At 64.2% G+C, this 25,452-nt stretch carries 23 protein-coding genes and 1 pseudogene; 12 read left to right on the plus strand and 12 right to left on the minus strand.

Annotation, left to right across the window (positions count from 1 at the left end; translation table 11 throughout):
- The first annotated feature begins 182 nt into the window (after window positions 1–182).
- The gene (locus ACR9ZN_RS02080; protein WP_481271935.1) at window positions 183–1,487 is read left to right on the plus strand and encodes an epoxide hydrolase family protein; all 1,305 of its coding nucleotides are present in this window, start codon (window positions 183–185) and stop codon (window positions 1,485–1,487) included.
- 101 nt (window positions 1,488–1,588) lie between these two features.
- Here the strand turns inward: ACR9ZN_RS02080 and ACR9ZN_RS02085 are convergent, their stop codons facing one another.
- From ACR9ZN_RS02085 to ACR9ZN_RS02100, 4 genes are all read right to left on the minus strand, one after another.
- Window positions 1,589–3,001, minus strand: a complete 1,413-nt coding sequence (locus tag ACR9ZN_RS02085) for an amidase (protein WP_481271227.1) — start codon at window positions 2,999–3,001, stop codon at window positions 1,589–1,591.
- 123 nt (window positions 3,002–3,124) lie between these two features.
- Window positions 3,125–4,093, minus strand: a complete 969-nt coding sequence (locus ACR9ZN_RS02090; protein ID WP_481271228.1) for a quinone oxidoreductase family protein — start codon at window positions 4,091–4,093, stop codon at window positions 3,125–3,127.
- 49 nt (window positions 4,094–4,142) lie between these two features.
- Window positions 4,143–4,709: a TetR/AcrR family transcriptional regulator gene (locus tag ACR9ZN_RS02095; protein WP_481271229.1), complete on the minus strand. Its 567-nt coding sequence runs from the start codon at window positions 4,707–4,709 to the stop codon at window positions 4,143–4,145.
- A 145-nt stretch (window positions 4,710–4,854) separates the two neighbouring features.
- On the minus strand, window positions 4,855–6,627 hold the full coding sequence (locus ACR9ZN_RS02100; RefSeq protein WP_481271936.1) for a cytochrome c biogenesis protein DipZ: 1,773 nt from the start codon (window positions 6,625–6,627) through the stop codon (window positions 4,855–4,857).
- Window positions 6,628–7,198: 571 nt separating this feature from the next.
- Here ACR9ZN_RS02100 and ACR9ZN_RS02105 point away from each other — a divergent pair.
- The 4 genes and pseudogenes from ACR9ZN_RS02105 to ACR9ZN_RS02120 all read left to right on the plus strand — a co-directional run bounded on the left by ACR9ZN_RS02105 (window position 7,199) and on the right by ACR9ZN_RS02120 (window position 10,084).
- Complete coding sequence (locus tag ACR9ZN_RS02105; RefSeq protein ID WP_434960983.1) at window positions 7,199–7,939, plus strand: response regulator; 741 nt, start codon at window positions 7,199–7,201, stop codon at window positions 7,937–7,939.
- Window positions 7,936–9,256 (plus strand): annotated as a pseudogene (locus ACR9ZN_RS02110) (ATP-binding protein). Before ACR9ZN_RS02105 ends, ACR9ZN_RS02110 begins: the two are co-directional and overlap by 4 nt.
- Before the next feature lie 190 nt (window positions 9,257–9,446).
- Window positions 9,447–9,863: an organic hydroperoxide resistance protein gene (locus ACR9ZN_RS02115; RefSeq protein ID WP_481271230.1), complete on the plus strand. Its 417-nt coding sequence runs from the start codon at window positions 9,447–9,449 to the stop codon at window positions 9,861–9,863.
- A 92-nt stretch (window positions 9,864–9,955) separates the two neighbouring features.
- Window positions 9,956–10,084, plus strand: coding sequence for a hypothetical protein (locus ACR9ZN_RS02120; RefSeq protein ID WP_481271231.1), 129 nt, complete (start codon window positions 9,956–9,958; stop codon window positions 10,082–10,084).
- A 39-nt stretch (window positions 10,085–10,123) separates the two neighbouring features.
- Here the strand turns inward: ACR9ZN_RS02120 and ACR9ZN_RS02125 are convergent, their stop codons facing one another.
- A complete protein-coding gene (locus ACR9ZN_RS02125; RefSeq protein ID WP_454818236.1) occupies window positions 10,124–10,918 on the minus strand; it encodes a glycosyltransferase family protein in 795 nt (264 codons plus the stop codon).
- Between the two features lie 12 nt (window positions 10,919–10,930).
- Window positions 10,931–11,560, minus strand: a complete 630-nt coding sequence (locus tag ACR9ZN_RS02130; protein WP_481271232.1) for a PqqD family protein — start codon at window positions 11,558–11,560, stop codon at window positions 10,931–10,933.
- A gap of 159 nt (window positions 11,561–11,719) precedes the next feature.
- Here ACR9ZN_RS02130 and ACR9ZN_RS02135 point away from each other — a divergent pair, with 159 nt between their 5' ends.
- Together ACR9ZN_RS02135 and ACR9ZN_RS02140 are read left to right on the plus strand one after the other, a co-directional pair.
- Complete coding sequence (locus tag ACR9ZN_RS02135) at window positions 11,720–12,793, plus strand: Dyp-type peroxidase (protein WP_481271937.1); 1,074 nt, start codon at window positions 11,720–11,722, stop codon at window positions 12,791–12,793.
- On the plus strand, window positions 12,786–13,592 hold the full coding sequence (locus ACR9ZN_RS02140; RefSeq protein ID WP_481271233.1) for a family 1 encapsulin nanocompartment shell protein: 807 nt from the start codon (window positions 12,786–12,788) through the stop codon (window positions 13,590–13,592). Before ACR9ZN_RS02135 ends, ACR9ZN_RS02140 begins: the two co-directional genes overlap by 8 nt.
- A 134-nt stretch (window positions 13,593–13,726) precedes the next feature.
- Here the strand turns inward: ACR9ZN_RS02140 and ACR9ZN_RS02145 are convergent, their stop codons facing one another.
- Complete coding sequence (locus ACR9ZN_RS02145) at window positions 13,727–14,155, minus strand: MarR family winged helix-turn-helix transcriptional regulator (protein WP_454818231.1); 429 nt, start codon at window positions 14,153–14,155, stop codon at window positions 13,727–13,729.
- A gap of 215 nt (window positions 14,156–14,370) precedes the next feature.
- Between ACR9ZN_RS02145 and ACR9ZN_RS02150 the strand changes: the two genes are divergently transcribed.
- Genes ACR9ZN_RS02150 through maiA form a run of 4 tightly spaced genes read left to right on the plus strand, consistent with a single transcriptional unit; the run spans window position 14,371 to window position 17,386 of the window.
- The gene (locus ACR9ZN_RS02150; protein ID WP_481271234.1) at window positions 14,371–15,450 is read left to right on the plus strand and encodes a cupin domain-containing protein; all 1,080 of its coding nucleotides are present in this window, start codon (window positions 14,371–14,373) and stop codon (window positions 15,448–15,450) included.
- The gene (locus ACR9ZN_RS02155) at window positions 15,447–16,007 is read left to right on the plus strand and encodes a maleylpyruvate isomerase N-terminal domain-containing protein (protein ID WP_481271235.1); all 561 of its coding nucleotides are present in this window, start codon (window positions 15,447–15,449) and stop codon (window positions 16,005–16,007) included. Before ACR9ZN_RS02150 ends, ACR9ZN_RS02155 begins: the two co-directional genes overlap by 4 nt.
- A 33-nt stretch (window positions 16,008–16,040) precedes the next feature.
- Window positions 16,041–16,742, plus strand: a complete 702-nt coding sequence (locus ACR9ZN_RS02160) for a fumarylacetoacetate hydrolase family protein (protein ID WP_481271236.1) — start codon at window positions 16,041–16,043, stop codon at window positions 16,740–16,742.
- On the plus strand, window positions 16,739–17,386 hold the full coding sequence (gene maiA / locus ACR9ZN_RS02165; protein WP_481271237.1) for a maleylacetoacetate isomerase: 648 nt from the start codon (window positions 16,739–16,741) through the stop codon (window positions 17,384–17,386). Before ACR9ZN_RS02160 ends, maiA begins: the two co-directional genes overlap by 4 nt.
- Window positions 17,387–17,488: 102 nt before the next feature.
- On the opposite strand, the gene ACR9ZN_RS02170 is transcribed toward maiA, so the two are convergent.
- The 5 genes from ACR9ZN_RS02170 to ACR9ZN_RS02190 all read right to left on the minus strand — a co-directional run bounded on the left by ACR9ZN_RS02170 (window position 17,489) and on the right by ACR9ZN_RS02190 (window position 23,422).
- A complete protein-coding gene (locus ACR9ZN_RS02170) occupies window positions 17,489–19,165 on the minus strand; it encodes a GMC family oxidoreductase (RefSeq protein WP_481271238.1) in 1,677 nt (558 codons plus the stop codon).
- A 1-nt stretch (window position 19,166) separates the two neighbouring features.
- Window positions 19,167–20,519, minus strand: coding sequence for an MFS transporter (locus ACR9ZN_RS02175; RefSeq protein WP_481271239.1), 1,353 nt, complete (start codon window positions 20,517–20,519; stop codon window positions 19,167–19,169).
- A gap of 259 nt (window positions 20,520–20,778) precedes the next feature.
- The gene (locus ACR9ZN_RS02180; RefSeq protein WP_434960970.1) at window positions 20,779–21,216 is read right to left on the minus strand and encodes a MarR family winged helix-turn-helix transcriptional regulator; all 438 of its coding nucleotides are present in this window, start codon (window positions 21,214–21,216) and stop codon (window positions 20,779–20,781) included.
- A gap of 151 nt (window positions 21,217–21,367) precedes the next feature.
- Window positions 21,368–22,162, minus strand: a complete 795-nt coding sequence (locus tag ACR9ZN_RS02185) for a class II aldolase/adducin family protein (protein WP_454818218.1) — start codon at window positions 22,160–22,162, stop codon at window positions 21,368–21,370.
- Between the two features lie 48 nt (window positions 22,163–22,210).
- Window positions 22,211–23,422, minus strand: a complete 1,212-nt coding sequence (locus ACR9ZN_RS02190) for a 3-hydroxybenzoate 6-monooxygenase (protein WP_454818216.1) — start codon at window positions 23,420–23,422, stop codon at window positions 22,211–22,213.
- Between the two features lie 328 nt (window positions 23,423–23,750).
- On the opposite strand from ACR9ZN_RS02190, the gene ACR9ZN_RS02195 reads away from it, so the two are divergent.
- Window positions 23,751–25,211 (plus strand): aldehyde dehydrogenase family protein, encoded by a 1,461-nt coding sequence (locus tag ACR9ZN_RS02195; RefSeq protein ID WP_454818214.1) that lies wholly within the window; start codon window positions 23,751–23,753, stop codon window positions 25,209–25,211.
- The last annotated feature ends 241 nt before the right edge of the window (window positions 25,212–25,452 follow it).

Below are 25,452 nucleotides of genomic sequence, written 5' to 3' on the forward strand. Positions count from 1 at the left end.
ATACAATCGGCCACAGCCGCCGCCTGCCTGTATGGCAATGTATCGACACGCCAGCCGGATACGGCAGGATGCGGATCGAGGGCGGCGGAGACATATCGGGCAAACATGACATCGCCAAAGACGGGGCACCGGCAGCAGGGCTGCCGTGAAACGAATGGAGTTGCCCCATGTCTTCAAACAAGATGTCTTCAAACAATTCGTCTTCTTCGAGCAATTTGCCTTCGCATGATTTCGACACGTCCCGACGCGGTTTGCTGAAATCGGCTGCCGCCGCGGCGCTCGTTGGCCTGATCCCCACTGTGCTCTACGCGGCGGAAGCCGGCAACGATATCAGGCCCTTCAAGGTCGCCATTGCCGAGGAGGACATCGTCGATCTGCGCCGGCGCTTGAGCGCCACGCGCTGGCCCGAAGAGACGGTGTCCGACTTCTCGCAAGGGGTGACACTGGCAAGGCTGAAGCCGCTGGTCGCCTATTGGGCGGAATCCTATGATTGGCGCAAGGTCGAGGCCCGGCTCAACGCGCTGCCGATGTTCGTGACCGAAATCGACGGCCTCGACATCCACTTCATCCATATCCGCTCTCCACATGTCAAGGCGATGCCGATGATCATGACTCATGGCTGGCCGGGTTCGATCCTCGAATTCATGAAGGTGATGGATCCGCTGGTCGATCCCACCAGATATGGCGGCAAGGCCGAGGACGCCTTTCATCTGGTGGTGCCCTCGATCCCCGGCTTCGGCTTCTCGGGCAAGCCGACGGCCAAGGGCTGGGGCTCCGACCATATCGGCCGCGCCTGGGGCGTGCTGATGCGGCGTCTCGGCTATGAGCATTATGTGTCGCAGGGCGGCGACTGCGGCTCGGTGATTTCCCACCGCATGGCGCTGCAGAAGGTGCCCGGCCTGATCGGCATCCACGTCAACATGCCGGGGACGGTGCCCAAGGATATCGCCGCGATCCTCACGGCCGGTGGGCCGGCGCCCACGAGCCTCACCCCAGACGAGCGGCGTGCCTTCGACGCCCTTGACCTCTTCTACAAGGACAGTTCGGGCTATGCGACCATGATGGTCACGCGGCCGCAGACCATCGGCTATTCCCTGGTGGATTCACCCGTGGGCATGGCCGCCTGGATGTATGAGAAATTCGCGACCTGGACCTATAGCGGCGGCGATCCGGAGAAGGTGCTGACCAAGGATGAGATGCTCGACGACGTCTCCCTCTACTGGCTGACGCAGACGGGCGCTTCGGCGGCGCGCATCTATTGGGAGGACCACTCCAACAATTTCAATGCCGTCGACATTGCCGAACTGCCCGTCGCGGTGACGGTGTTCCCGGGCGAGATCTATCAGGCGCCCCGGAGCTGGGCGGAGCGCTGCTATCACAACCTCGTCTATTTCAGCGAGGCCGGGAATGGCGGTCACTTCGCGGCCTGGGAGCAGCCGGAGCTGTTCGTGCAGGAAGTCCGTGCGGCGTTCAGGTCGCTGCGCTGAGCTAGTCCTACGGGCGCTCGCCCCTCCGGGCGGGTGCCCATCCCCAGTGCCCGTGCAAGTGGGATTGGGATGTTTGCTTCACGACCAGGAAACGGCCTGGCTCAAGGCATCTCATAGGCGGTCGGCGGCTCAAGCAACCCGCCACGGCGAATTTCCAGGGCCCGGCCAATGCGCAAGGCCAGGGCTTCCTCGAAGCGCGGCACCGCGATCTGCAGGGCGGTCGGCAGGCCTGTTCCGACCAGGCCTGCCGGAACGCTGAGGGCGGCCATGTCCATCAGGTTGACGAAGCGCGTAAAGGTGCCGAGCGGGGTCTTGGTTTCGTCGATCTCGGCAAGCGGCGGCGGCAGGATCGGCGCCGTGGGCGTCAGCAGCGCATCCGCGCCCTCCAGATAATCGGCGAACTCGATCTGTGCGGCACGCCGCTGCTCCAGCAGGTCCTGGTAGCGGGCGCCGTCGATCTCCTTGCCCTTGAGGATGCGCGATCGCACGTCCGGATGGACCAGGCCGTCGTCCGGCCCGGCATAGCGGCCGAGATGATGCCAGGATTCGGCCGACATCAGCTCGCCGGTTAGCGTCATATAGGCTTCCGGCGCACGCGGCATCGCCTTTTCCCGAATGTCCGCGCCGAGGGCCGCGAGGTCGGCGAGTGCAGCCCGGAACCGCTCGAGCACCAGCGGCTCGACACCGGCAAGGTCGGACGCCGCGGGGATGCGCAGGCGAAGCCCGGCTAGATCATGCTCCGATGCGCTCGACAGGGCGACCGGCGGTGCGCCGAATGTCGCCGGATCGAGCGGATCCCGCCCGGCCATGGCGGCGAAGAGGAGGGCGGCATCCTCGACCGAACGGGTGAGAGGGCCGACGCTGTCGAACGAGGGGGCGAGGGTCAGCAGGCCACCGCGCCCGATCCGGCCGACGGTGGTCTTCAAGCCAACGATGCCGCACATCGCGGCCGGGTTGCGGATGGAGCCGCCGGTATCGGTGCCGAGCGCCGCCGGGACGAGGCCGGCGGCAACCGCCACGCCCGATCCGCTGGAGGAACCGCCGGGCGCCCGGGGCAGGCCCGGATCTCGCGGGTTGAGTGGCGTGCCCGTGACGTGGTTGGTGCCCCAGCCGCCGAAGGCGAATTCGACGGTCTGGACCTTGCCCACGAGCACCATGCCAGCCTCGGCCAGCCGCGTCACGGCGTTGGCCGTTACAGCCTGGGGTTCGGCACCGAGCGCCCTGGAGCCGGCCCTCGTCGGCCAGCCTTTGACGTGGAACAGGTCCTTGGCGGCATAGGGGACACCGTCGAGAAAGCCCCGCGCCTCCCCGCGGCGGCGGCGCTGGTCGGATGCGATGGCAGCCTGCAGCGCCTCTTCCGCGAAAACGGCGACAAATGAACGAAGCGCGCCGTCATGGGCGGCGATGCGCTCCAGCGCGCGACCTGTGGTTGCCTCGGAGGTAACATGACCCTCCGCCAGCAGGCGGCCGAGCTCGGCGGCTGTTGCGAATGCGGAAATGCTGTCTGCGCCCACGTCGGTCTCCTCATCGGATTCGGCCAAGCAAAGCATGGAGCGGCCCGACAAGGGAAGATCAAGATGCCAGCGCCCTCGGGACCGGTCCGATCGGAGCTTCGGCAAAGACGGCGCTCCCGGCGTTTAAGGGACGAGCAGCAGCTTGCCGGTGGTCTTGCGGCTCTCCATGTCCGCATGGGCCTTGGCTGCGTCCGCCAGTGGATACTCGCCGCCGACCCGAACCTCGAGCTTGCCCTCGGCCAGCCAGTCGAACAATTGGGTCGAACGCCTGCGCAGCAGTTCGGGCGTGTGGATATGATCGAAAAAGACGGCGTAGCCGATCTTGATGCTCCTCGGCAGGCTCATGATGTCGAGCGGGCCGGGGCCGCCCAGAACCGGGCCATACCAGCAGAACGTGCCGGACCGGCGCACTATGTCGAGCGAGCCCTGGAAAGTAGTGGGACCCGAACCGTCATAGACGACAGAGACGCCTTCTCCCTTGGTCAGACGCAGGACATCCCCGGCAAACCGCCCTTCTGCGTCGACGATCACATGGTCGGCCCCGGCTGCCTTGGCCATGGCCACCTTGTCGGGCGTCGAAACCCGCCCAATGACTTTGCCGCCCCGCAGCTTGATGATCTGTGTCAGTAGCAACCCCACGCCACCGGCCGCTGCGTGGACGAAAGCAGTGTCGCCGGGCTGGACCGGATAGAAGTCGGTGGCGAAGTGACTGGCCGTGAGCCCCTGCATCATGATCGCAGCGGCCGTTCGGTCATCGATCGCGTCTGGTACAGGCACCAGCGCGCTGGCCGGGATCGCGATCCGCTCCGCATAGCTGCCCGGTGCATAGACCCAGGCGACGCGCTGGCCCGGCTTGAAGTCCGCGACACCATCACCCCATGCCAGGACGCGGCCGACGCCTTCCACGCCCAGAATCTTGGGATCTGGGATTTCTGTCCAGGCCATGCCCTGCCTGACACCGACATCCATGAAGTTGACGCCGGCAAAGGCGACCTCGACCAGAACTTCGCCGGGACGAGGTGCCGGCTCGGCGCGCTCGACATGGCTCAGCCTGTCGCTTCCGCCGATTCCGTTCATGACGACGGCTTTCATTGATTGACTCCTATATTGAATGATCGTTCCTGAATTGTGCAAAAAAAGCTTAGCGCAGAGCCCTCAAGGCCATGTCGGCCAGGCTGGTCAGAATCCGATGGTCGGCGCCGCTGCGCCCGGCGATACGAATGCCGGCGATGCTGGCGATCAGAAACTCGGCCGTTCTTTCCGGATCGAGACCGGCGGCCACATCGCCTTCGCGTTGCGCGTCGCGGATCCGGCCGGCAAGGACGCCGCCCAGGCTTCTGGCCAAGGAAGCGTTGATCTCGGCGAGATCGGCGCGGGAAGCACCGAACTCGCAGACCGAACCGGTGCCGAGACAGGCCTGGTCGGCGGTGTCGACCACCCGGCGCAGCATCGCCTTGATGCCGTCCATGGCGCGTACACCACTCCGCAGGGCATCGAAATGGGCGGAGCATTCTCCCAGCCCATAGCGGCGCACCGCCGAGCAATAGAGCTGCCACTTGTCGCCGAAGGCAGCATAGAGGCTTTGCCGGCCGATGCCCATGGCATCGACGAGCATCTGAGCCGAACTGCCCTCGAACCCATGTTCCCTGAACACGCCGATCGCGGCGTCGAGCGCGGTGTCGGTGTCGAATTCCCGTAGTCTTCCCATATCGATCGTCTAAATATTCGGGAACGAATGTTCAAGAAAAATTTTGAAGGGATGCACCGCTTTCACCGCCGTATCGATGCCCGGCCGTCTCGATACAGGGAGCTGTGCGTTCCGGACGGGCGGATGGCGGTTGGAGCAGAAGCCGTCATCCGAAGGTGAAGGCATAGGCTTCCACGCCGGGGTCGAGGAAGCGGACCTCGAATGTCCGCGCCGCCACCCCGCCGGACTGGCGCACGAGCTGGTAGAGCCGCGTTTCTCTGACCAGGCCGTTTCCTTGCGCATCGATATCGGCTCCGTGGTCGGGGCCGGGCGCCTTCCCGTCGACGGTGACCTGGAAACGGACGGGCTTGCCGCCGACTCCGGGACCGAGTACCAGGTGCAGGTCGCGGGCGCTGAAGCGATAAGCGATGCCACCGCCCGCCTTGTCGAGAACCGCTTTTTCCGGACCGACGGTCCAGGTGCCCGACAGGCCCCATTGGTTCAGGCCGGGATCCGTCACCGAATAGTCACGCGACGCGTCAGGCGACACGCGCTCGGCCGAGGCGAAATTATCGGCGCGGCTGTAGCCGAGATAGGTCTCCTGCGAACCGAGATTGCCGAGGTCGGGACTGGCCTCCGCTCCCTTCGCCGCGGGCGCGACCGCCTCTTTCGCCAGCCCGTCACTGCCGGCTTCCCGCAGGAGGTCCTGGATCGCCTGTTCGGTCTGGCGATAATTGCCCTCGCCGAAATGGTGGTAGCGGATCTGGCCGCGGGCATCGATCAGGTAGAAGGCCGGCCAATAGCTGTTCTGGAAGGCGCGCCAGATGCGATAGTCGTTATCGACAGCCACGGGATAGCCAATGCCGAAATCCTTGACCGCCTGCCTGACATTGTCGAGCTTCTTTTCGAAGGCGAATTCGGGGGCGTGAACGCCGATCACCACCAGGCCCTGATCCTTGTACCTGTCCGCCCAGGCGCGGATATAGGGCGTGGTGCGGATGCAGTTGATGCAGGAATAGGTCCAGAAATCGACCAGCACCACCTTGCCGCGCAATTGCTCCGTGCTGAGCGGCGGCGAGTTGAGCCAGGCAACGGCGCCGTCGAGCGAGGGAGCCTGGCCCTCGACGGGAAGATCGCTGCGGAAGGGTGTCTGTGCCTTGACGCTCGCGATCAGCATGCCGCTGGCGGCGAGGCTGGACGCCACGGCGGTTCGCGGATCCACATGCAGCCTGTCGAGGATGGCCTGCTCGATGGTTACCGTACCGGCATAGGAGAGCCGCGCCAGCACGCCGGTGTCCAAGCCCAGGGCAGCGGTGCCGACGCCAACGAGCACTGCCACGCCCAGACCCTGCCGAATGCGCTCGCCGATGCCGAGCGAATGCTTCATGGCGGCAAGGAGCCTGCCGCCCACCAGAAGGGCGCCGGCCAGCGAGGTGGCGGCACCGGCCGCATAGGCGAGCAACAGCAGCGTCGTTTCGACATTGGCGCCCTGCAGGGCCGCGCCGGTCAGCACCAGGCCAAGGATCGGGCCGGCACAGGGCGCCCAGAGCAGGCCTGTCGCCACACCGAGGACGAGCGAGCTGGCGGCCGTCCGCTTGCCTGAGGCCGCTGAAGCGCCGTGCAACCGGTTGCCGAACTCGACGATCGGTTGGGTGATCGCGTTGGCGACGCGCGGCGAGATCAGGCTCAGGCCGAAGAGGGCCAGAAGCGCGATCGCAGCCAGGCGCGCGAACTCGTTGGCCTGGATGGCCCAGCTCCCACCGACAGCCGCCAGTGTCGCAACCAGTGCGAAACTGCCGGCCATGCCGGCAAGCATGGGCAGCCTGCCGCGGAGGAAAGGCAGCCCGGTTCCGGCGAAGACGAAGGGGAGAATAGGCAGGATGCAGGGGCTGAGAATGGTCAGCACGCCGCCGAAATAGGCAATGGCTAGAAGAACCATCATTGTCTCCTGTGCAACGGAGTGCCGGGCCCACGATGGCAGGGAGGCCCGACGAGCAAGGAGGCTGATGTGGCGTGCGCGCGTATCGTGAATGTGTCCGAGGCCTTGGGCGATTGTACCGGCGTGTAGGCCGGGGCTCTGGTGGCGACACGACGACACAAAACCCGAGAAGTGACCGATAGAGCCTCGATTGTATCGGAACGTATCCGCGCCCGCCGGATCCTACATCCATATGCAATGGGCGCCGGCGAGGGACACATCCAGGATACATCGCGTTGGCCTAATTTCGCATTGCCGTGGCCCTGATTTCTGCTTCTCGTATGAGACTTCCAGCAGCCAAAAGCGTTTGGCGATTTGATGGTGTCACCAGGAATCGCCGAGACGCTCCAGCCAATCCGATGGATTGGCTTGGAAACAACGAATTGGCGCAATGCGCGTTTTCAACAAAACGCGCATTGCTCTAGAAGACGTTGCTCTAGAAGACATGGTGTTGCGATGTAATACCCGGCTCGAATGCGTCGGCATTTTCGAGCGCAGGTATGAGTGACTGGCGCAAGCAGGAAGTTCAGGCATGGAACATGTCGACCACGTATTGATTGTCGATGACGACAGCGAAATTCGCGATCTGGTATCGAGCTATCTGAAGAAGAACGGCCTTCGTGCCTCGGCCGCTGCCGATGGACGCCAGATGCGCAGTTTCCTCGACGCCAATACGGTCGACCTGATCGTGCTCGACGTGATGATGCCGGGCCAGGATGGCCTCGTGCTCTGCCGCGAATTGCGGGCCGGAAAGCATAAGGCGATACCGATCCTGATGCTGACAGCCCGCAGCGACGAGATGGACCGCATCATCGGCTTGGAAATGGGCGCCGATGACTATCTGCCCAAGCCCTTCGCCGCCCGCGAACTGCTGGCGCGCATCAACGCCGTCCTGCGGCGAACCCGCATGCTGCCGCCCAATCTGCAGATCAGCGAGGCCGGCCAGCTTCTGACTTTCGGCGAGTGGCGGCTCGACACCGTCGGCCGCCATCTCCTCGACAGGCAGGGCACGGAAATCGCGCTGAGCGGGGCCGAGTATCGGTTGCTGCGCGTCTTCATCGACCATCCCCAGCGCGTCCTCAACCGCGATCAACTCCTGAACCTCACGCAAGGCCGCGATGCCGACCTGTTCGACCGCTCGATCGACCTGTTGGTCAGTCGTCTGCGCCAGCGACTCGGCGATGACGCGCGCGAGCCGACCTACATCAAGACCGTACGCAGCGAAGGCTATGTTCTCTCCGTTCCCGTGGAGATCTCGGAGCCCCGGCCATGATGGTGGACGGCGCATTCCGCCCGCTGTGGTGGCCCAAGAGCCTTCGCGCCCGATTGTTTTTGATCCTGCTTGCAGGCCTGGCGATAGCCTATGGCCTGTCGTTCGGTGTCCTCTACGCCGAACGCTATATGTCGGCGAAGGCGCTGATGCTGCGCACGCTGGAAAACGATGTAGCGACCTCGATCGCCGTTCTCGACCGGACGCCGGCGAGCGAAAGGCCTGAGTTGCTGGATTGGCTGAGCCGCGGCAACTACAACCTCGCGCTGGGGCCGGGCCTTCCCGGTGTGCCCAACACCTCCAGCCATGGCCAGGAGATCGCGGCCAAACTGGAGAGTGCAGCCGGTTCCCGTTTCCCCCTGCGCATCGAAGCCATACCGGGTGAGGGCAACCGCCTGCAGGCCCATCTGACCTTGAGCGACGGCAGCCCCCTGACCATCGAGATCACGCCGCGCGGCGTCATGCCGATCGCAGACTGGCTTCCTTACGTGCTGATGCTGCAGATGGCGCTCCTGCTGTTCTGTACCTGGTTTGCCGTCAGGCAGGCCATCCGCCCGCTCGGTGAACTCGCGGCGGCGGCCGACGCCCTCGATCCCAATGCGAAAAGCGTCCCGCTCAGCGAGGCCGGCCCGAGCGAAGTCGCCCATGCGGCCCGAGCCTTCAATGCAATGCTTGAGCGCATCGCTCACTATCTCGAAGAGCGTGTCCAGATTCTCGCCGCGATCTCCCATGACCTGCAAACCCCGATCACCCGCATGCGCCTGCGGGCCGACATGGCCGATGAGTTCAGTGGAAAAGGACAAGCTGGTGCGGGATCTTCGCGAAATCGAACGTCTGGTCCAGGACGGCATCGCCTATGCACGCAGTTCGCACAGCAGCGGCGAGAAAGCGGCGCGCATCGACCTTGTCTCCTTCGTCGACAGCATTGCTTACGACTATCAAGATACCGGAAAGGCCGTTACGGTGGTTGGCTGTGTCGACGGCGTCGCATCGACCAAGCCGCATGCGCTGCGGCGCATCCTCTCGAACTTCATCGACAATGCGCTGAAATTTGCCGGTGCCGCCGAGATTGGCGTGGAGCGCAGATCCGAGGGCAACATTGTCATCACGGTGATGGATCGCGGGCCCGGCATCCCGGAAGACATGTTGAAGGCTGCCATGCAGCCCTTTTTCCGGCTGGAACAGTCCCGCAATCGCGAGACCGGTGGCACGGGCCTCGGCCTTGCCATCGCCCAGCAACTGGCCGGCACCATCGGCGGTGCGGTCCGGCTCTATAATCGCGACGGCGGGGGGCTGGCGGCGGAAGTCGTCATCCGCTGACTGCCGGAGCATTCTCCAAGGCTTTCCGGCATTGCGGTATGCCTGCATGTCGATCTCCCCGGAAACTACCGTTTGTTACACTTCCTGGGTTTTCGGAAACATGGCGGACAAACGCCCCCTTCAAGACACTCCGGTCTTTCCGATGCCGCAGGTGGCGGTATCGACAACCCAAGATGGACAGGAGTGTATCATGACCAAGATCGACAAGGTTCTCTATACCGGCCGGACCCACACCACCGGCGGCCGTGACGGGGCTTCACGCAGCGAGGATGCCCGGCTCGACATCAAGCTGTCGCCTCCCGGCAGCAGCCAGCCAGGCACCAATCCCGAGCAGTTGTTCGCGGCGGGCTGGTCGGCCTGCTTCATCGGCGCCATGGGCCTTGCGGCTGGCAAGCGCAAGCTGAAGCTCCCGACCGATACGGCTGTCGATGCTGAAGTTGATCTCGGCACCACCGAGGGCGCCTATTTCCTGCAGGCGCGCCTGAAGGTCAGCCTGCCCGGCCTCGATCGCGAGCTCGCGCAGGCCATCGTAGAGGAAGCTCACCAGACCTGCCCCTATTCGAAGGCGACGCGTGGCAACATCGATGTGGAGCTCGCCCTCGTCTGAGGAAGCGAGCTTACCGTCACGTTGCGTCTTCCACACCCAACCGAGAGGGCGCGGCATCGCCGCGCCCGGCGAGGCTTCCAATGAAACGGATCATGATTTGCATTCTGAGCCTGGCGATCCTGGCGGCCTCCTGCGTCTATGAGCCCGACTCCCGGGAGCCGTCATCCCTTGCCGGGCTGCTGGCTCTCACGGGGGTGCTGCCCCCCGATCTGCCGCGATGACCGGCAAGAACCACAGGGACGGGCTGAGCCAACAGGCGTTCAGCCGTTTGCGTGCAGGATTTCCAGGTTGGGCAGCCCCCAACACTGGGCGTTCATATCCTGGGCCATGATGCCGAGGCCTTCGGTTTCGATCTCTCCCTGTCCCCAGATCGGATGCTGGGGACGGATCCGCGGATTGCTGCGGCCGTAGAGAAAAGGCGGAAAGATCAGGCCGTCACGATGCAGGTCCGCCTTGACCAGCAGCATCGTTCCACCGACCGCGTCCAGACGGACGGCTTCGCTCTCCCGCAGGTCGCACAGCATCTTGCTGCCATGCTCCCGCCAGCCATTCTGGTCGAAGGTCGGCCCGCCCGGCCTGGTCACGCAGTGGGGATGGACGATCTCGAATCCCGTCGCCATCAGGCGGCGCAGGACGTCGGGCGGATATTCGACGAGATCGACATCGAGCCAGAGAACCCACTCTTCGTCGCGCAGGGACCGGAACAGAAGTTGATTGCGGGCCCGCGCCAGAATCTGGCGGCGCAGGAGCTGAATCTGGGGTGCCCAGCGATGCACGCCCGTCGGAATCTTGAAACCATGGTCGCGTTTGAACAGCGACAGGCGTCTTGCGCGCGCCGACAAGCCTGGCTTGAGTTCCTGGAGCTTGTCCCAGGTACCGTCCACGCTGTCACCTTCGAGGAGACCGATGCTCAAGCGCGATTTCGGCCAATCCAGCCTGTCGAGCAGGCCGAGATAGCGGTCGAGGTGCGGAACGGCATCCTTGACGGGCGTGAGCACCAGCACGGACGGACAGGCGCTTCGCGCCGAGGTCGTGCCTTTGGATCGGACTGCCACTTTGAAACTCTCCTAAACGGCTTCAGCCTGGGCGTGTTCTATCAGCCTTTGGGCCTGCAAATCCGCCAGGCAGCCTTCCACTTCCGCCGTCGGGACATAGGGCAATTCGAAATGCTTCTGCAGGAATTCTGCCATCGCCGCGACGGTATTTCTTCCGTCGCACAGTTCGAACAATATAGCCGCCGTAATATTGAGGAAATGGACCTTGTCGCGCTCCCGGTCATAGACGACATAGCCGTCGGGCAGTTCGTTGCTCTCAACGTCGACGCTTTGCCTGAAAAGCTGTCTTGTATCGTCGCTCATATCCAAAGGTCTTACCGAAAATAGATCACCATGCCCCGCGTCGACACTATCCGCGCAATTCCGGCCGACGCTGCATCGGTATGATGATAGCGACGAAACTGCGCCCGCGATAGGGAGCAACAGTTCCTTCTGTGACCGGACGTACATCGACGCTGGATGGCAGACCGCGTCTGCATCCGCCAGGACTGTCATGAGCATCGCCGCGCTGCCGACAGGCGGCAGACGCCATGTTTGCATGGTTTGTCTTTCCAGGCGCCTCGGCGCAGACATATCGTCCAGACCCGGCCGGTGTGAGGATCGTTGCAGATTATCAAAGAAGAGTGCCGTAACCTTCTTCACATCGATCTCGGCAAGGTGCAGATAAGAGAAGCCGCTCCGGCATCCGCTGCAGACGGTCGAGATTCGGCACCCCGCTGTGAATGAGGCTCGGGATATGGTGAGGCATCGTCTTGAGTCTTTGGCGGCCTTCGTGCTTGCTCGCCGCATAATGAATTGATGATGGAGTCGAGTTTGCCACCCGTCATTTCGCAGCCGGTCGTTGCTCCCCTCTCGCGTTCAGCCATTTTCCTGGTGGTGACCGTCAAGCCCGGCGGGGAGTTGGAGGCGGCGGTCCGGGCGCTGTGCGCGGATCTGTCGGGGCTTTTGCGGGCGGTGGGGTTCCGGGACCTGGAGGGGCGGCTGTCCTGCGTGATGGGCCTGGGCTCGGATCTATGGGACCGGCTGTTCGGAGCGCCCCGGCCGAGGGATCTGCATCCCTTCCGCGAGATCCGCGGCGTCCATCATGCGGTCTCGACCCCGGGGGACATCCTGTTTCACATCCGCGCCCGGCGCATGGACCTTTGCTTCGAACTGGCGACGCAGATCATGGCGCGGATCGGGCACGCCGTCGCCGGCAGCGACGAGGTTCATGGCTTCAAATATTTCGACGACCGCGACCTGATCGGCTTCGTCGACGGTACCGAGAACCCGGTCGACCAGGCGGCGGTGGATGCCACCCTCATCGGCGAGGAGGACGGCGCCTTCGCCGGTGGAAGCTATGTGATCGTGCAGAAATATCTGCACGATCTGACCGGTTGGAACCAGGTGCCCGTCGAGCAGCAGGAGAAGATCATCGGGCGCGCCAAGCTGTCCGACATCGAGCAGGACGATGCGCTCAAGGCGCCGTACGCGCATAACGTCCTGACCTCGATCGAGGAGAATGGCGAGGCCTTGGAGATCCTGCGCGACAACATGCCGTTTGGCGACGTCGGCAAGGGTGAGTTCGGCACCTATTTCATCGGCTATGCCCGCTCGCCCAGCCGGATCGAGCAGATGCTCGAGAACATGTTCGTCGGCCGGCCGCCGGGCAATTACGACCGGCTGCTCGATTTCAGCCGGGCGGTGACCGGCTCCTTGTTCTTCGTGCCGTCGGCGACGTTCCTGGACGATGTGGCGGCCGATGCTGCCGCGCCGGCGACGGCCGAACCGGTTCCCGCAGATATCGAGCCTGCGCAAAGCCCTGGTTCGCGGCCGGCTGGCGGTGACGGCTCGCTCGGTATTGGATCGCTCAAGAAGGAAGCAGGCCATGAATAATCTTCATCGGGAGCTGGCACCGATCTCCGACGGCGCCTGGGCGCAGATCGAGGAGGAGGCGACGCGCACCCTCAAGCGCCATCTGGCCGGCCGTCGTGTGGTGGACGTCGAGGGCCCGCAGGGCCTGGCGACATCGGCGGTGGGAACCGGTCATATCCTTCCGCTTGCAGGGCCGGGCGAGGGGGTTCAAGCCGCCCAGCGGGAGGTGAAGGCCTTGGTGGAACTGCGCGTTCCCTTCGAGCTGGCACGCCAGGCCATCGACGATGTCGAGCGGGGTGCGGCGGATTCGGACTGGTCGTCGGTGAAGGAAGCGGCGCGCAAGCTCGCCTTTGCCGAGGATCGCGCGGTCTTCGATGGCTTTGCCGCGGCCGGGATCGAGGGCATCCGTCAGGGCCTCTCCAATCCGGCGCTGGCGCTGCCGGCCCAGGTGAAAAGCTATCCGGACATCGTCGCACAGGCAGTGAGCCAGTTGCGGCTGGCGGGGGTGGACGGACCCTATGCGCTCGTCCTGGGAGCCGATGCCTATACGGCTGCCACCGGCGGCAGTGATGACGGCTATCCGGTCTTCGAGCATGTCGAGCGCCTGGTGGAGGGGGGAATTATCTGGGCACCGGCGATCGAGGGCGGGCTGGTGCTGACGACGCGAGGCGGTGATTTCGAATTGTCCGTGGGCCAGGACATCTCGATCGGCTATGCCAGCCATTCGGCGACATCGGTCCAGCTTTATTTCCAGGAAAGCCTGACCTTCCGCCTGCTGACAGCGGAGGCAGCCGTCGCGCTCCTGCCCAGCAAGAAATAGGGCAGGGTCGCCAGTATGAGGCGGGTGCTTTGCCATCGAGCGCGCTGAGAGCGCCGCGATCGGAGGCACTCGGCCTTTTTCGGCGCGGTCAATCGAGTCCGGTGCGGCCGATTGTCGTTTGAGCTGCGGCACTCTCAGGTCGACGGTCCGCAGATTTTGGTGACCAGAGCCAGGAAGCCAGTCTGCTCCTCGGGCGTCAAGGTGCGCAGGATCTCTGCCTGAATTGCGACCACCAGAGGCCGCACCTCTTCCAGCAGGGCCTTGCCGCTTGGGGTCAGCGTCAGGATGCGCGCGCGCCGATCCGATGCCTTGACGAGGCGGCGGATCAATTGGCGCGCCTCCAGCCGCGAGACGACATCCCCGATCGTTACCTTGTCCATGTCGACAAGCGTGGCCAGCGTGGCCTGATCGATCTGCGGATTCTCCGCCAGCACGGACAGCACGGCGAATTGAAGCTGGGTCAGATCGAAACCGGCTTCCTGTGTCTTCTGCGTGAAGGTCGCGACGGAAAGCTGATGCAGCCGCCGGATCAGGTGCCCGGGAAGGTGGTGAATGAACGCCATATCCGCTTCCTCGAGCAAAGCGCGTTGAGACGGCAATGCTTGCTTGCTCTAGCTCTTTGGTTCCAAGCCAATCCAACGAATTGGCTAGAGCGTCTTTGCGATTCTTGGCGTGACCGCCACATCGCAAAACGCTTTAGCAGCGCTCCGTATGCGCGACAACCATTGACAAAATCAAATAGTAAGTATACGTACTATTTTCATCGGGAGGAACGACAATGGCCAATGCGATGCAGCCTGAAGACACGCCGGCGTTGCGCCAGCTTTATGCCGACTTCAAGGACCAGCACCTCAATCCGCTCTGGACGCAGCTTGGCGAGCTGATGCCGCGCCATCCCCGTCCGAAGGCGGTGCCGCATGTGTGGAAATGGTCGGATCTGTTTCCGCTGGCGCAGGCCTCGGGTGCCCTCGTTCCGGTTGGCCGCGGGGGCGAGCGCCGCGCTATCGGGCTCGCCAATCCCGGCCTCGGTGGCGAGGCCTATGTCTCGCCCACGCTCTGGTGTGCCATCCAGTATCTCGGCCCAAAGGAGACCGCACCCGAACATCGCCATTCGCAAAACGCCTTCCGCTTCGTCGTCGAGGGCGGGGGCGTCTGGACGGTGGTGAATGGCGACCCGGTGCGCATGAGCCGGGGCGATTTCCTGCTGACGCCGGGCTGGAACTTCCATGGCCATCACAATGAGACCGACCAGCCGATGGCCTGGATCGACGGCCTCGACATTCCCTTCTCCTACCAGAACGATGTCGGCTTCTTCGAATTCGGTTCGGAGCGCGTGACCGACTACGCCACGCCGCAGTTCTCGCGCAGCGAGCGGCTGTGGTGCCATCCGGGCCTGCGCCCGCTGTCGGGGTTGCAAAACACCGTTTCCTCGCCCATCGGCGCCTATCGTTGGGATTATACCGACCGAGCGCTCACCGAGCAGTTGCTGCTCGAGGAGGAGGGCCAGCCGGCCACGGTGGAGCAGGGTCACGCGGCGATCCGCTATGTCAACCCGACCACCGGCGGGGACGTGATGCCGACCATCCGCGCCGAATTCCATCGCCTGCGCGAAGGCGTGGAGACGGCGGTGCGGCGGGAGGTCGGTTCCTCGGTGTTCCAGGTCTTCGACGGTCGCGGCGCGGTGGTGATGGGCGGCGTGACGCACAAGCTCGAAAAGGGCGACATCTTCGTGGTTCCCTCCTGGATTGCCTGGTCGCTGCAGGCCGAAACCCGGTTCGACCTGTTCCGCTTTTCGGACGCACCCATCATCGAGCGCCTGAATTTTGATCGCACGCTGGTCGAGGACGGGGAGCGATGAGCGACCTCGACGCCGCCCGCCGAGCCCTGCAGGAGCGGCAGGGGCTCGGAGCGCGCTACGATGCGCCGGAAGCGCCGGCGGAAGATCTGCGGCTGGCGCGGCTGGGCACGGCCTATTTCGCCCGCAAGCTTAGCGAACTCGGGGACGCCGCGCTCTACGCGCCATCCCGCGTTCCCGGCTGGACCCGCGCGCATGTCATCTGCGACGTCGCCTATCAGGCGCGGGCGATGAGCCGGCAGATGGAGGCGGCGACAGCAGGCGAGGCGGTCCCACCCCTTTATGACGACGAGGCAGGGCGGATCGAGGATATCGAGCTCGGCGCCACGCTGCCCGCCCGAGCCCTGCGTCATCTGTTCGACCACGCGGCCGTGCATCTCAACGTGGTCTGGCGCGATCTGCCGGGTGCCGCCTGGGAGGCGCTTGTGGCCGATGTTGAGGGGCACGCACGGCCTTTGCGGGGCACGGCGATGGAACGGGCACGCCGACTTTGGCACGGAGCCCTTGAACTGGACAATGGGGCACGATTGCGCGACCTGCCGCTCGAATTCCGAGCCTGAGGGCAGGCGACATCACAGCAAGGGAAGAATCCGATGACGAGTGCGAACCTGTTTCCTTCGCCCGCCTGGCCGACGGTGCCGGTGAAGGGCGAGACGGCCGCCTATCCCATTCACCGCATTTTCTGCGTGGGCCGCAACTACGCTGCCCATGCCGCCGAGATGGGCGTGGAGGTGGATCGCGAGGCGCCGTTCTATTTCACCAAATCGGCGCTGACCGCCGAGCAGAGTGGTGCGGTGGTCGCCTATCCGCCCGGCACGTCGAATTTCCACTACGAGATGGAGCTGGTGATTGCCATCGGCGCGCCGGTCTTCAAGGCGGACGTCGCCGCGGCGCAGAAGGCCATCTATGGCTATGCGTGCGGCCTGGACATGACGCGCCGCGATCTCCAGCTCGAAGCGCGTGCCAAGCAGCGCCCCTGGGATCTCGGCAAGGATGTCGAGCAATCCGCCGTGTTCGCCCCCATCACCAGGGTCGCTGATTTCGCCGCCATCGGACCCCAGCGCATCCATCTGGCGGTGAATGGCGAGATCAAGCAGGAGGCCCATCTCAGGGACCTGATCTGGAAGGTGGAGGAGATCGTCAGCCATCTCTCGCACTACTACCATCTGCAGCCCGGCGACCTGATCATGACCGGAACGCCGGCCGGCGTCGGTGCCGTGGTGGCCGGAGACATCATCACCGGCGGCATCGGCGGTCTCGACCCGATCGAGCTCACGATCGGGGCAGCGGAATGATCCGCTTTCACGGCTATTTTCGTTCGTCCTCGGCCTATCGCTGCCGCATCGCCTTCAACCTCAAGGGCGTGACCTATGATTTCACGTCTGTGCATCTGCGCCGGGATGGCGGACAGCAGAAGGCGCCGGCCTATCGCGCCCTCAATCCGCAGGCGCTGGTGCCGACACTGGAGGAGGGCGACTTCCGCCTCACCCAGTCGCTTGCCATCATCGAATGGCTCGACGAAACGCAGCCAGGGCTGAAGCTGGTTCCCGAGGATGCGAACCTGCGTGCCGAGGTGCGCGCCTTTGCGCAGGTCATCGCCTGCGATATCCATCCGCTGCAGAACCTTCGCGCTCTCGATTATCTGAAGACCGGCTTCGGTGCCGATCAGGCGGCGCTGGATGGCTGGTGCCAGCGCTGGATCATCGATGGCCTTGCCGCCTGCGAAGCGCTGCTTGCCCGTCGCGCGCCTTCCACCTTCTGCTTCGGGGAGGCTCCCGGCCTAGCCGATGTCTGCCTGGTGCCTCAGGTTTTCTCGGCCCAGCGCTTCGGCGCCGATCTATCGGCCATGCCGCGCCTCCTGGCCGTTCATGCCGCCTGCGAGGCGCTTCCCGCCTTCGCCGACGCCCATCCGAGGAAGCAGCCCGACTGGGAGGCATGATGGCGCCTCGGCCTCCCCAACTCTACTGCCCCGGGCAGGCAAATAATTACGGACTAAATCATCAAAAAACCGGCGAAGCTGCGTGGCATCGCCGTTTTTTCTTCATGCAACGACGGTTTGTTCATACGCATCGGCGGCGCGGGCCAAGGCGGGCCTGCCCAGCATCATGTCGGCCGCCTTTTCCGCGATCATCATCACGACCGCGTTGATGTTGCCGCCCACCAGGTCCGGCATGACCGAGGCATCGACGATCCTGAGCCCGTCCACGCCGACCAGTCGCAACTGCCCGTCGACGACGCGCCGCGCATCCTGCGCGGCGCCCATCCGGCAGGTTCCCGCCGGGTGATGCACGGTCACAGACGTCGCGCGGATGAACGCATCCAGCGCGTTGTCGTCCTGGGCGGCAGCGCCCGGCGCGTTTTCCTGGACGATATGGCGTGCCATCGCCGGCTGGTTCATCGTCCTGCGCAGGATGCGCAGCCCCTCGCGCAGCGTGTCGCGGTCGCGCTCCGAGGTCAGGAAGTTCGGCGTGATGTGCGGCTTGGCCTCGGGATCGGCTGAGCTGAGCGTGATCGAGCCGGTGCTCTCAGGGCGCAGCAGGGCGACGCGGCAGCCGAAGCCATCCGGCACCGGTCTGGTGAAGGGCGGCAGATAGGGCCGGGCAGGGAAGGGCGCCGCCAGGAACAGGAACTGGACATCGGGGGCTGTCAGGTCCGGCTGCGTCTTGAGGAAGGCGGTCGCGCCGATCGGCACGTCTGAAGCAAAGCCGTCCTTGCGCAGCAGCGATTTGAGCATGGCAACGGCGAGGCGGTCATAACGCATTTCGCGCTGGAACAGGCTCGGGCTCTTGCGGCGGTAGGTCGCCATGACCGAAAGATGGTCCTGCAGATTGCTGCCGACGCCGGGGCTGGCAACCTTCACCGCTATGCCATGCCCGGCCAGATGCGTAGGGCCGCCGATACCCGAGAGCATCAGCAGTTTGGGCGAATTGATCACACCGCAGGCCAGGACGACCTCGCGCCGCGCTTGGGCAAATTGGGGGCGACCGCCCTGGCTGAAGTGAATACCGGTGACGCGGCCGTCCGCCATTTCGATGCGATCGGCACGGGCGCTGACGATGACGCGCAGGTTCTTCCGGCCCAGGGCGGGGCGTAGATAGGCGGTCGCGGCGCTGTTGCGTCTGCCAGCGTGGATGGTTTCCTGGACGTAGTCGAAGCCTTCCTGCTGTGCGCCATTGTAGTCCTTCGTCACGGGATAGCCTGCCTGGCGGCCGGCTTCGATGAAATCGCCGAGAATGGCGTCGCGATAGCGGGTCCTTTGCACACGCAACGGACCCTCGCCGCCGCGATAGGCATCGCCGCCGCCTTCCCAGGTTTCGGAACGGCGGAAATAGGGCAGCACATCGGCATAGGACCAGCCGTCGAGGCCCGATTGCGCCCAGCGGTCATAGTCGCTGCGATGGCCGCGCACATAGGCCATCACATTGATGGAGGACGAGCCGCCGATCACCCGGCCACGGGCGCATTCGATGCCACGGCCGTCGATGCCGGGATCTGGCTCCATGAAATAGCCCCAGTCGTGCAAGCGTTGCGGGAAGATCTTGCCGATGCCGACAGGGATATGGATGAGGGGATCGCGGTCCCATTGCCCGGCCTCGAGCAGCAATACGCTGGCGCCGCCCTCGGTCAGGCGGTGCGCCAGCACGCATCCGGCAGAGCCGCCTCCCACGACGACGAAGTCATAGGTGCCGGCATCCTGGACGGGGGTCACGATGGCCATGTCAGGACGCCGCCTTCAGTTCGGAGGCGGCCGTGGCAGGTCTGTGCGAGAGCCACAGCTTGAAGAAGAGCACGAAGATGCCGCCGATGATGGCCGCGCCGGCGGCGGTAATCATGATCACGCTGGGCAGAGCTCCGATGGCGAGCATCTGGCCGACGAAATAGGGGGCGCAGACCTGCCCGAACCGCCCGACCGCCATGCTCAGGCCGACGCCGGTGGCACGAATGGCGGTGGGATAGACTTCTGCGGCCATGGCGATGGCGCCGGCCGTACCGATGCCGAGGAACAGGCCGACGAGGCCGATGCACAAGGCGGCCGAGGGCACGGACGCTACGCTGTAGCCCAGGCCGACCGTGGCGGCTGCACCGAGGATGAAGGCCGGCACCATGGTCGGGATGATGCCGAACCGCTGGATGCAGCGGCCGGCAATGGCCTGTCCGAAGAAGGCGCCGAGACCGTTGAAGGCAACGACGAAGGCACCGTCCGCTGGCGAGATGCCGTTCATGCCCATCAGGGACGGCGTCCACAGCACGGTGAGGGTCAGCACGCCCATCCCTGTGAAGAAGGGTCCCCAGAGGAGGAGCGTGCCGAGCGCGCGTCCTCCGCGGAAAACCGAGCCGAAGGAGGCCCGTTCGGTCTTGTCGCCGTCGGCGGTCAGCACGGTGCTGTCGGTGACGGTGGCAAGACCCATGCGCCTGAGGATGCGTCGCGCCGCGGCCGTGTCATTGCGGCGTGCGATCAGGAATTTCAGTGATTCCGGTAGCCAAATCGCCAGGATGACGGCAATCACCAGCGGCAGCATGCCGCCGATATAGAAAATCATCTGCCAGCCGAAATGCTCGATCAGCCGCGAATTGATGAAGGCACCGGCCATCGCCCCGAGCGGGAAGGAGGACCACATCAGCGTCACACAGGTCGCCCTGTGGCGCTCCGGCGTATATTCGGCAGTCAACGCAATGAAGCAGGGCGTGGCGCCACCCAGGCCGATGCCAGCGAGGAAACGGCAAAGCATCAAGCAGTTGAAAGACTGGGCGAAGGCGGTGAGCAGGGTGAAGACGCCGATGAGCACCGCGGCGATCAGCAACAGGCGCTTGCGGCCGACCCTGTCCGCGATAGCGCCGAAGCCGATGGCGCCAAGAGCTGCGCCGAGCAGGCCGGCCGAGAAGACGGGGCCGAGCTGGGGGATGGTCAGGCCCAGTGATTTGGCGATGAACGGCGCCGCCACGCCGATCGACTGGGTGTCCATGCCGTCGAAGAAGTTGATCAGGCCGCACAGGCCGATCACCGCGATCTGCAGCCCGCTGATCGGCCTTTCGTCGATCAGCCGCGAAACGTTGAGCGAAGGGCTCGCCATGGTCTCGTTTCTCCCCGAATTGCCGGTCTTTATCCGCGAGGGAGCCGGCCGGAATCGTTCTTTGAAAATTGCCGAAATCGGGTGGCACCGCCCTGCAAGATCGCCTTCACGACCGATTTGTCCGGTGATGGCTTGGCGAGCCTGCCCAATTCGGTTGGGTTATTTTAGTACGTATACATATATTATGTATACTGTCAATTAAATTGAAAACGCTTTGCTCCATCACGATGGTCGGCGGACACGGATTAGGAAAGCGCGTTCAGGGGATCGAATTATCGTTATGGAGGCTGACGAGCTCAGTCAGCAAGCGCATCATCGTCGCGCGGCTCTCCGGCGGCAGGGGAGCGAGAAGGCGTTCCTGCACACGGCGGACGGCCGGCTCGACGTCGCTCAGGAGTTTCTCGCCAGCCGGCGCGAGGTAGAGCAGCTTGGCTCGCTTGTCGCTCGGGCTGGCCCGCCGCCGAATCCATTTCTTCGCCTCAAGACGCTCGAGCACGTCGCCGATGGTGGAGCGATCGAAGGCGATCAGACTCGAGAGCCGGGTCGCGTCCAGGCCCGGATTGGCGCGTATGGTGAACAGCGCCGCGAACTGCACCGACGTCAGATTGAAGCCATCGCACTCCTCGGCGAAGATGCTGCTCGATATCTGCTGCGCGCGCCGGATCAGGTGTCCCGGCATGCCATAGAGTTCTGTCATCGAAATGCTACCCAATTTCCGCCGGACGATAGTTAAATCATCGGCCAAGGCAAATCAAAGCAGCCTACCAGGCAAGGCCCCGAACGCAGATTGGTAACGGGCGAACGCCGGCCGCCTCGCCAATCCATCCATCGTCCGAAATCGACGTTCGTCAGCTCCCTTTGCGACGTGCCTTCGCCTGCTCGACCCATAGGTCCCAGGGCCGGTGCACTTGCGCCTCGATATTCTGCGCGGCCGTGCGCCCTTCGCCCTCACTGAGATAGGTCACATCGCCAAGACGACTGGCTTCGAGCTGATAGCGGGCATTGAGTTCGGCATAAACAGCCCGGTAGACGACTTGCGGCAGCGATTGGGCGACGACTGTCGAGCCATGGCCTCGCATCAGCACGATGTCGCTGGCGTCGAATTGTTCGGCGAGCGCGCGGCCGAGCGCGTTGTTGCTGATGAGCAAATCGGTGCTGTCGCCGCCCGCATCGCGGATCTCGAAGACGGGGGCAGCCTGGCCGATGAATCCGGCCATGTGGAACAAGGCTCGCAGCCTTGTGGATTTCGACACGCTCAAGGGCACGATCGCGTGTGAGTGGCTGTGGACCACGGCGATCACGTCGGGGCGGCGGCGATAGATCTCGCCATGGATGAAGCGCTCGAGATAGACACGCCGCCCCTCGGCGTTGACGGCTTCGCCGTCGAGCGTGAATTCGATGATGTCCTCGGCCGCCACCCGTCCCGGCGCCATGTTGCGCGCGAGCAGGAAGCGGTCCGGGCGGCGATCGTGGCGCACGCTGACATGGCCGAAGGCGTCCACGACGCCCTGATCGAACAATATGTGGTTGGCGTTGACCAGGTCCTCGACCAGTGTCGGTGACGGGGCTGCTCCGGCGCCTGCCTGGTCAGCGACGATGGCGCCGGCGGCATCCTCGAAAGCGTGGGATTTATCGACACACATGGGATGGTCCTCGAAGCATTGTTGTGAAGCTGGATCGGTGCGAGGCGGTCAGGCCGCCGCGACAGGTTGTGGGGCCGACGCTACGCCAAGGCCGTTGGCGCCATACAGCCATTGCAGGGCGTCGTACCATTGCTCCTGCGATTTGGCGGCCATGATCTCGTTGCGCAATCGGGCATGGACGCCGGCGGGATGGTAGATGTGATCGCCCACCTCGCGCGACATCAACTGGATGCGGGCGGTGCGGGTCACGCGGCGACGTTGATAGGAGGTGAGCGCGGCTTCGTGATCATCGGGATGGGCGGCGATTTCGTCGGACAGGCAGACCGCGTCTTCCAGCGCCATGCAGGCCCCTTGCGCCATATATTGCAGGGTGGGATGGGCGGCATCGCCGAGGAGCGCGACCCGTCCTTCCGTCCACCTGTCGGTCGGATCGCGGTCGCACAACACCCACAACCTCCAGTCCTTGCCGTGACGGATGATATCCTGCGCCCGAGGATGGACATGCTGGAAGCCGATGAGCACCTCCTCCTGGCTGACCGGCTTGCCGGCAACCGGTTCCGGCGCGTCGTTGTGGTAGGTGACGACGAGGTTGAAGCTTTTCCAGTCCGATAGCGGATAGTGGACGATGTGGCATTTGGGGCCCGCCCAGAGCGTTGCCGCATTCCAGCGCAGGTCTTCCGGCATCTGTTCGGTGGGAATGACGCTTCGATAGGTCGTATGGCCCGTCACCCGGGGAGCGCCGTCGCCGACGAGCTGGGTACGGATGTTGGACCATAGCCCGTCGGCTCCGATCAGCAGGCTGCCGGCGATGCGCTCACCGGTCTGGAGCAGGGCCATGATACCGGTTCCGTCTTGTTCGTAACCGGTCACGCTGCAGCCGGTGCGCAGGTCGATGAGCGGATCGGCGCGGCAGGCATTGACCAGAACCCGGTGCATGTCGCCGCGGTGGATGACGGCATAGGGATTGCCGAAGCGCTTCTGAAATGGCTCGGTCAGGTCGATCGAGGCAATCTCCTCGGCCGTCAGGGCATCCATCATACGCAGGCGGTCGACATAAACCGCCAGTTTGCGCATGGCGTCGCCGACGCCCAGATAGTCGAAGGAGTGGAAGGCGTTCGGGCCGAGTTGGATGCCGGCGCCGATTTCGCCCAGCGCCGGAGCGCGCTCGAGCACGATGCTGGCATGGCCTTTGCGGGCGAGGCCGAGCGCAGCTGCCAGGCCGCCGATTCCCGCGCCGGCAATGACGGTCTTGTGCTGCATTTTCGGTGTCTCCTCTCCATTGGCTTGTTCACTGGAACCGGTGCGGTCCGTACGGCATCGGATGATCGTGCGGCCTTGGGCAGATGGCCTCGGGCGGTGCGATCCCGGTAGTGCCCGGTCGGGTATTCGATAATTGACAGTTAACTGATAATCCGTATACTGTCAATTATCGAATGAACCATGTGCCATGTCGTCATGGGGTGCCTGTGGCGCAGCCTGCGAGATGGCAGGGCTGCAAGGGTCCCGGCTTCATGGATCGACAGGCGGAATGGTGAAGAACAAAGGCAGGCCTGCTGACGGGTCCGTCGAACGGGAGGAGCACTATCCGATGAACTACGTTACCCAGGCGGATCGCATGCTGATCGGCGGCGAGCTCGTTCATGCCAGCAGCGGCGAGTTCGACCTGTCCATCAACCCAGCAACGGAAGAGGTCATCGGCCGCGTGCCGCGCGCGACGGTTGGGGATGTCGACCGTGCTGTCAGGGCGGCGGATGCCGCCTGGCTCGAATGGTTCGCGCTCACGCCGCTGGCACGCAGCCGCGCGATGCGCGACTTCGGCAAGGCCCTGCTGGCGCGCTCGGAGGAGATCCTCAAGGTCGAGGTCGCCGATACCGGAAACACCGTCACGCCCATGCGCGGCGACGTCGGCTTCGCGGTCGACAGCCTCGACTATTATGCTGGTCTCGCCCATGAGCTGAAGGGCGCGACGATCCCCTCCACGCATGAAAATCTGCACCTCACTTTGCGCGAGCCCTATGGCGTGGTGGTGCGCATCGCCCCCTTCAATCACCCGCTGATGTTTGCCGTGGCGAGGACTGCGGCGGCGCTGGCCGCCGGCAATGCCGTCGTGGTCAAACCGCCGGAAACCAGCCCTCTCTCGGCCATGATCCTGTCGGAGATTGCGCGGGAGGCGCTACCGCCCGGAATCTTCAACATCGTCACCGGAGACGGCCGGGTCGTTGGCAACGCTCTCGTCCAGCATCCCTTGATCAAGCGCATCGCCTTCATCGGCTCGCCGCAGACGGGGCGGGCCATCCAGCGCGCGGCAGCGGAGGTCGGCGTCAAGCATGTCAGCCTGGAGCTGGGCGGCAAGAATCCCTTCATTGCCTTTCCGGACGTCGATCCGGATCGGATTGCCGATGCAGCGGTCCGTGGCATGAACTTCGCGTGGCAGGGCCAATCCTGCGGTTCAACCAGCCGTCTCCTCGTGCATGCCGACATCTACGACGCCGTGCTGGAGCGTGTCGTCGACAAGGTCAAGGCGATCCGGCTCGGTGACCCGCAATCGCCCGATACCGGCATGGGGCCCGTCAATTCGCGGGTGCAGCTGGAAAAGGTGCTTTCCTTCTTCGAGAGCGCCAAGACGGATGGCGCACGCCTGATGACCGGTGGCAAGCGTCCCTATGGTCCGATGTTCGAAAAGGGTTACTGGGTCGAGCCGACCGTCTATGCCGATGTCGAGCCGGGCATGCGGCTGTGGCAGGAGGAAGTGTTCGGCCCGATCCTGTCGGTTGGCAAGTGGACGGGCTTCGACGAGGCGGTGGAGAAGGCCAACAGTACCGAATACGGCCTGACGGCGGCGGTGTGGACCAACAACATCAACGACGCCTTGCGGATGGTACGCAAGATCCGCGCCGGCCACACCTGGATCAACGGTTCTTCGGCGCATTTCATTGGCGTTCCCTTCGGCGGCATGAAAAGCTCGGGCGTGGAGCGCGAGGAAGGCATCGAAGAGATGCTGGGCTATACCGAGACCAAGACCATCAACATCGTACTGCCGAAGGGGTGAGGGCGTGAGCCGGCGCCGGCAGAGCGTCGCGACCATATTGACAGCATACTGAATTTATGTATACTGTTTAATGAGCCAGGGAGTATCCGCGGGCCTTCAAGGCAGGCGGAGAGTGAAGGCGAAACCTTCAGGACAAACCCGGCCGCATTCCAGTTTTGTGTGCTGACAACCAAGCAGGGGACGCGCGTTTCGCTTCCGCGTGACGGTGCTGCCTAACCAAAAACAACACAAAGGGAGGATC

The sequence above is a fragment of the Labrys sp. HAY1-8F genome, assembly GCF_056754975.1.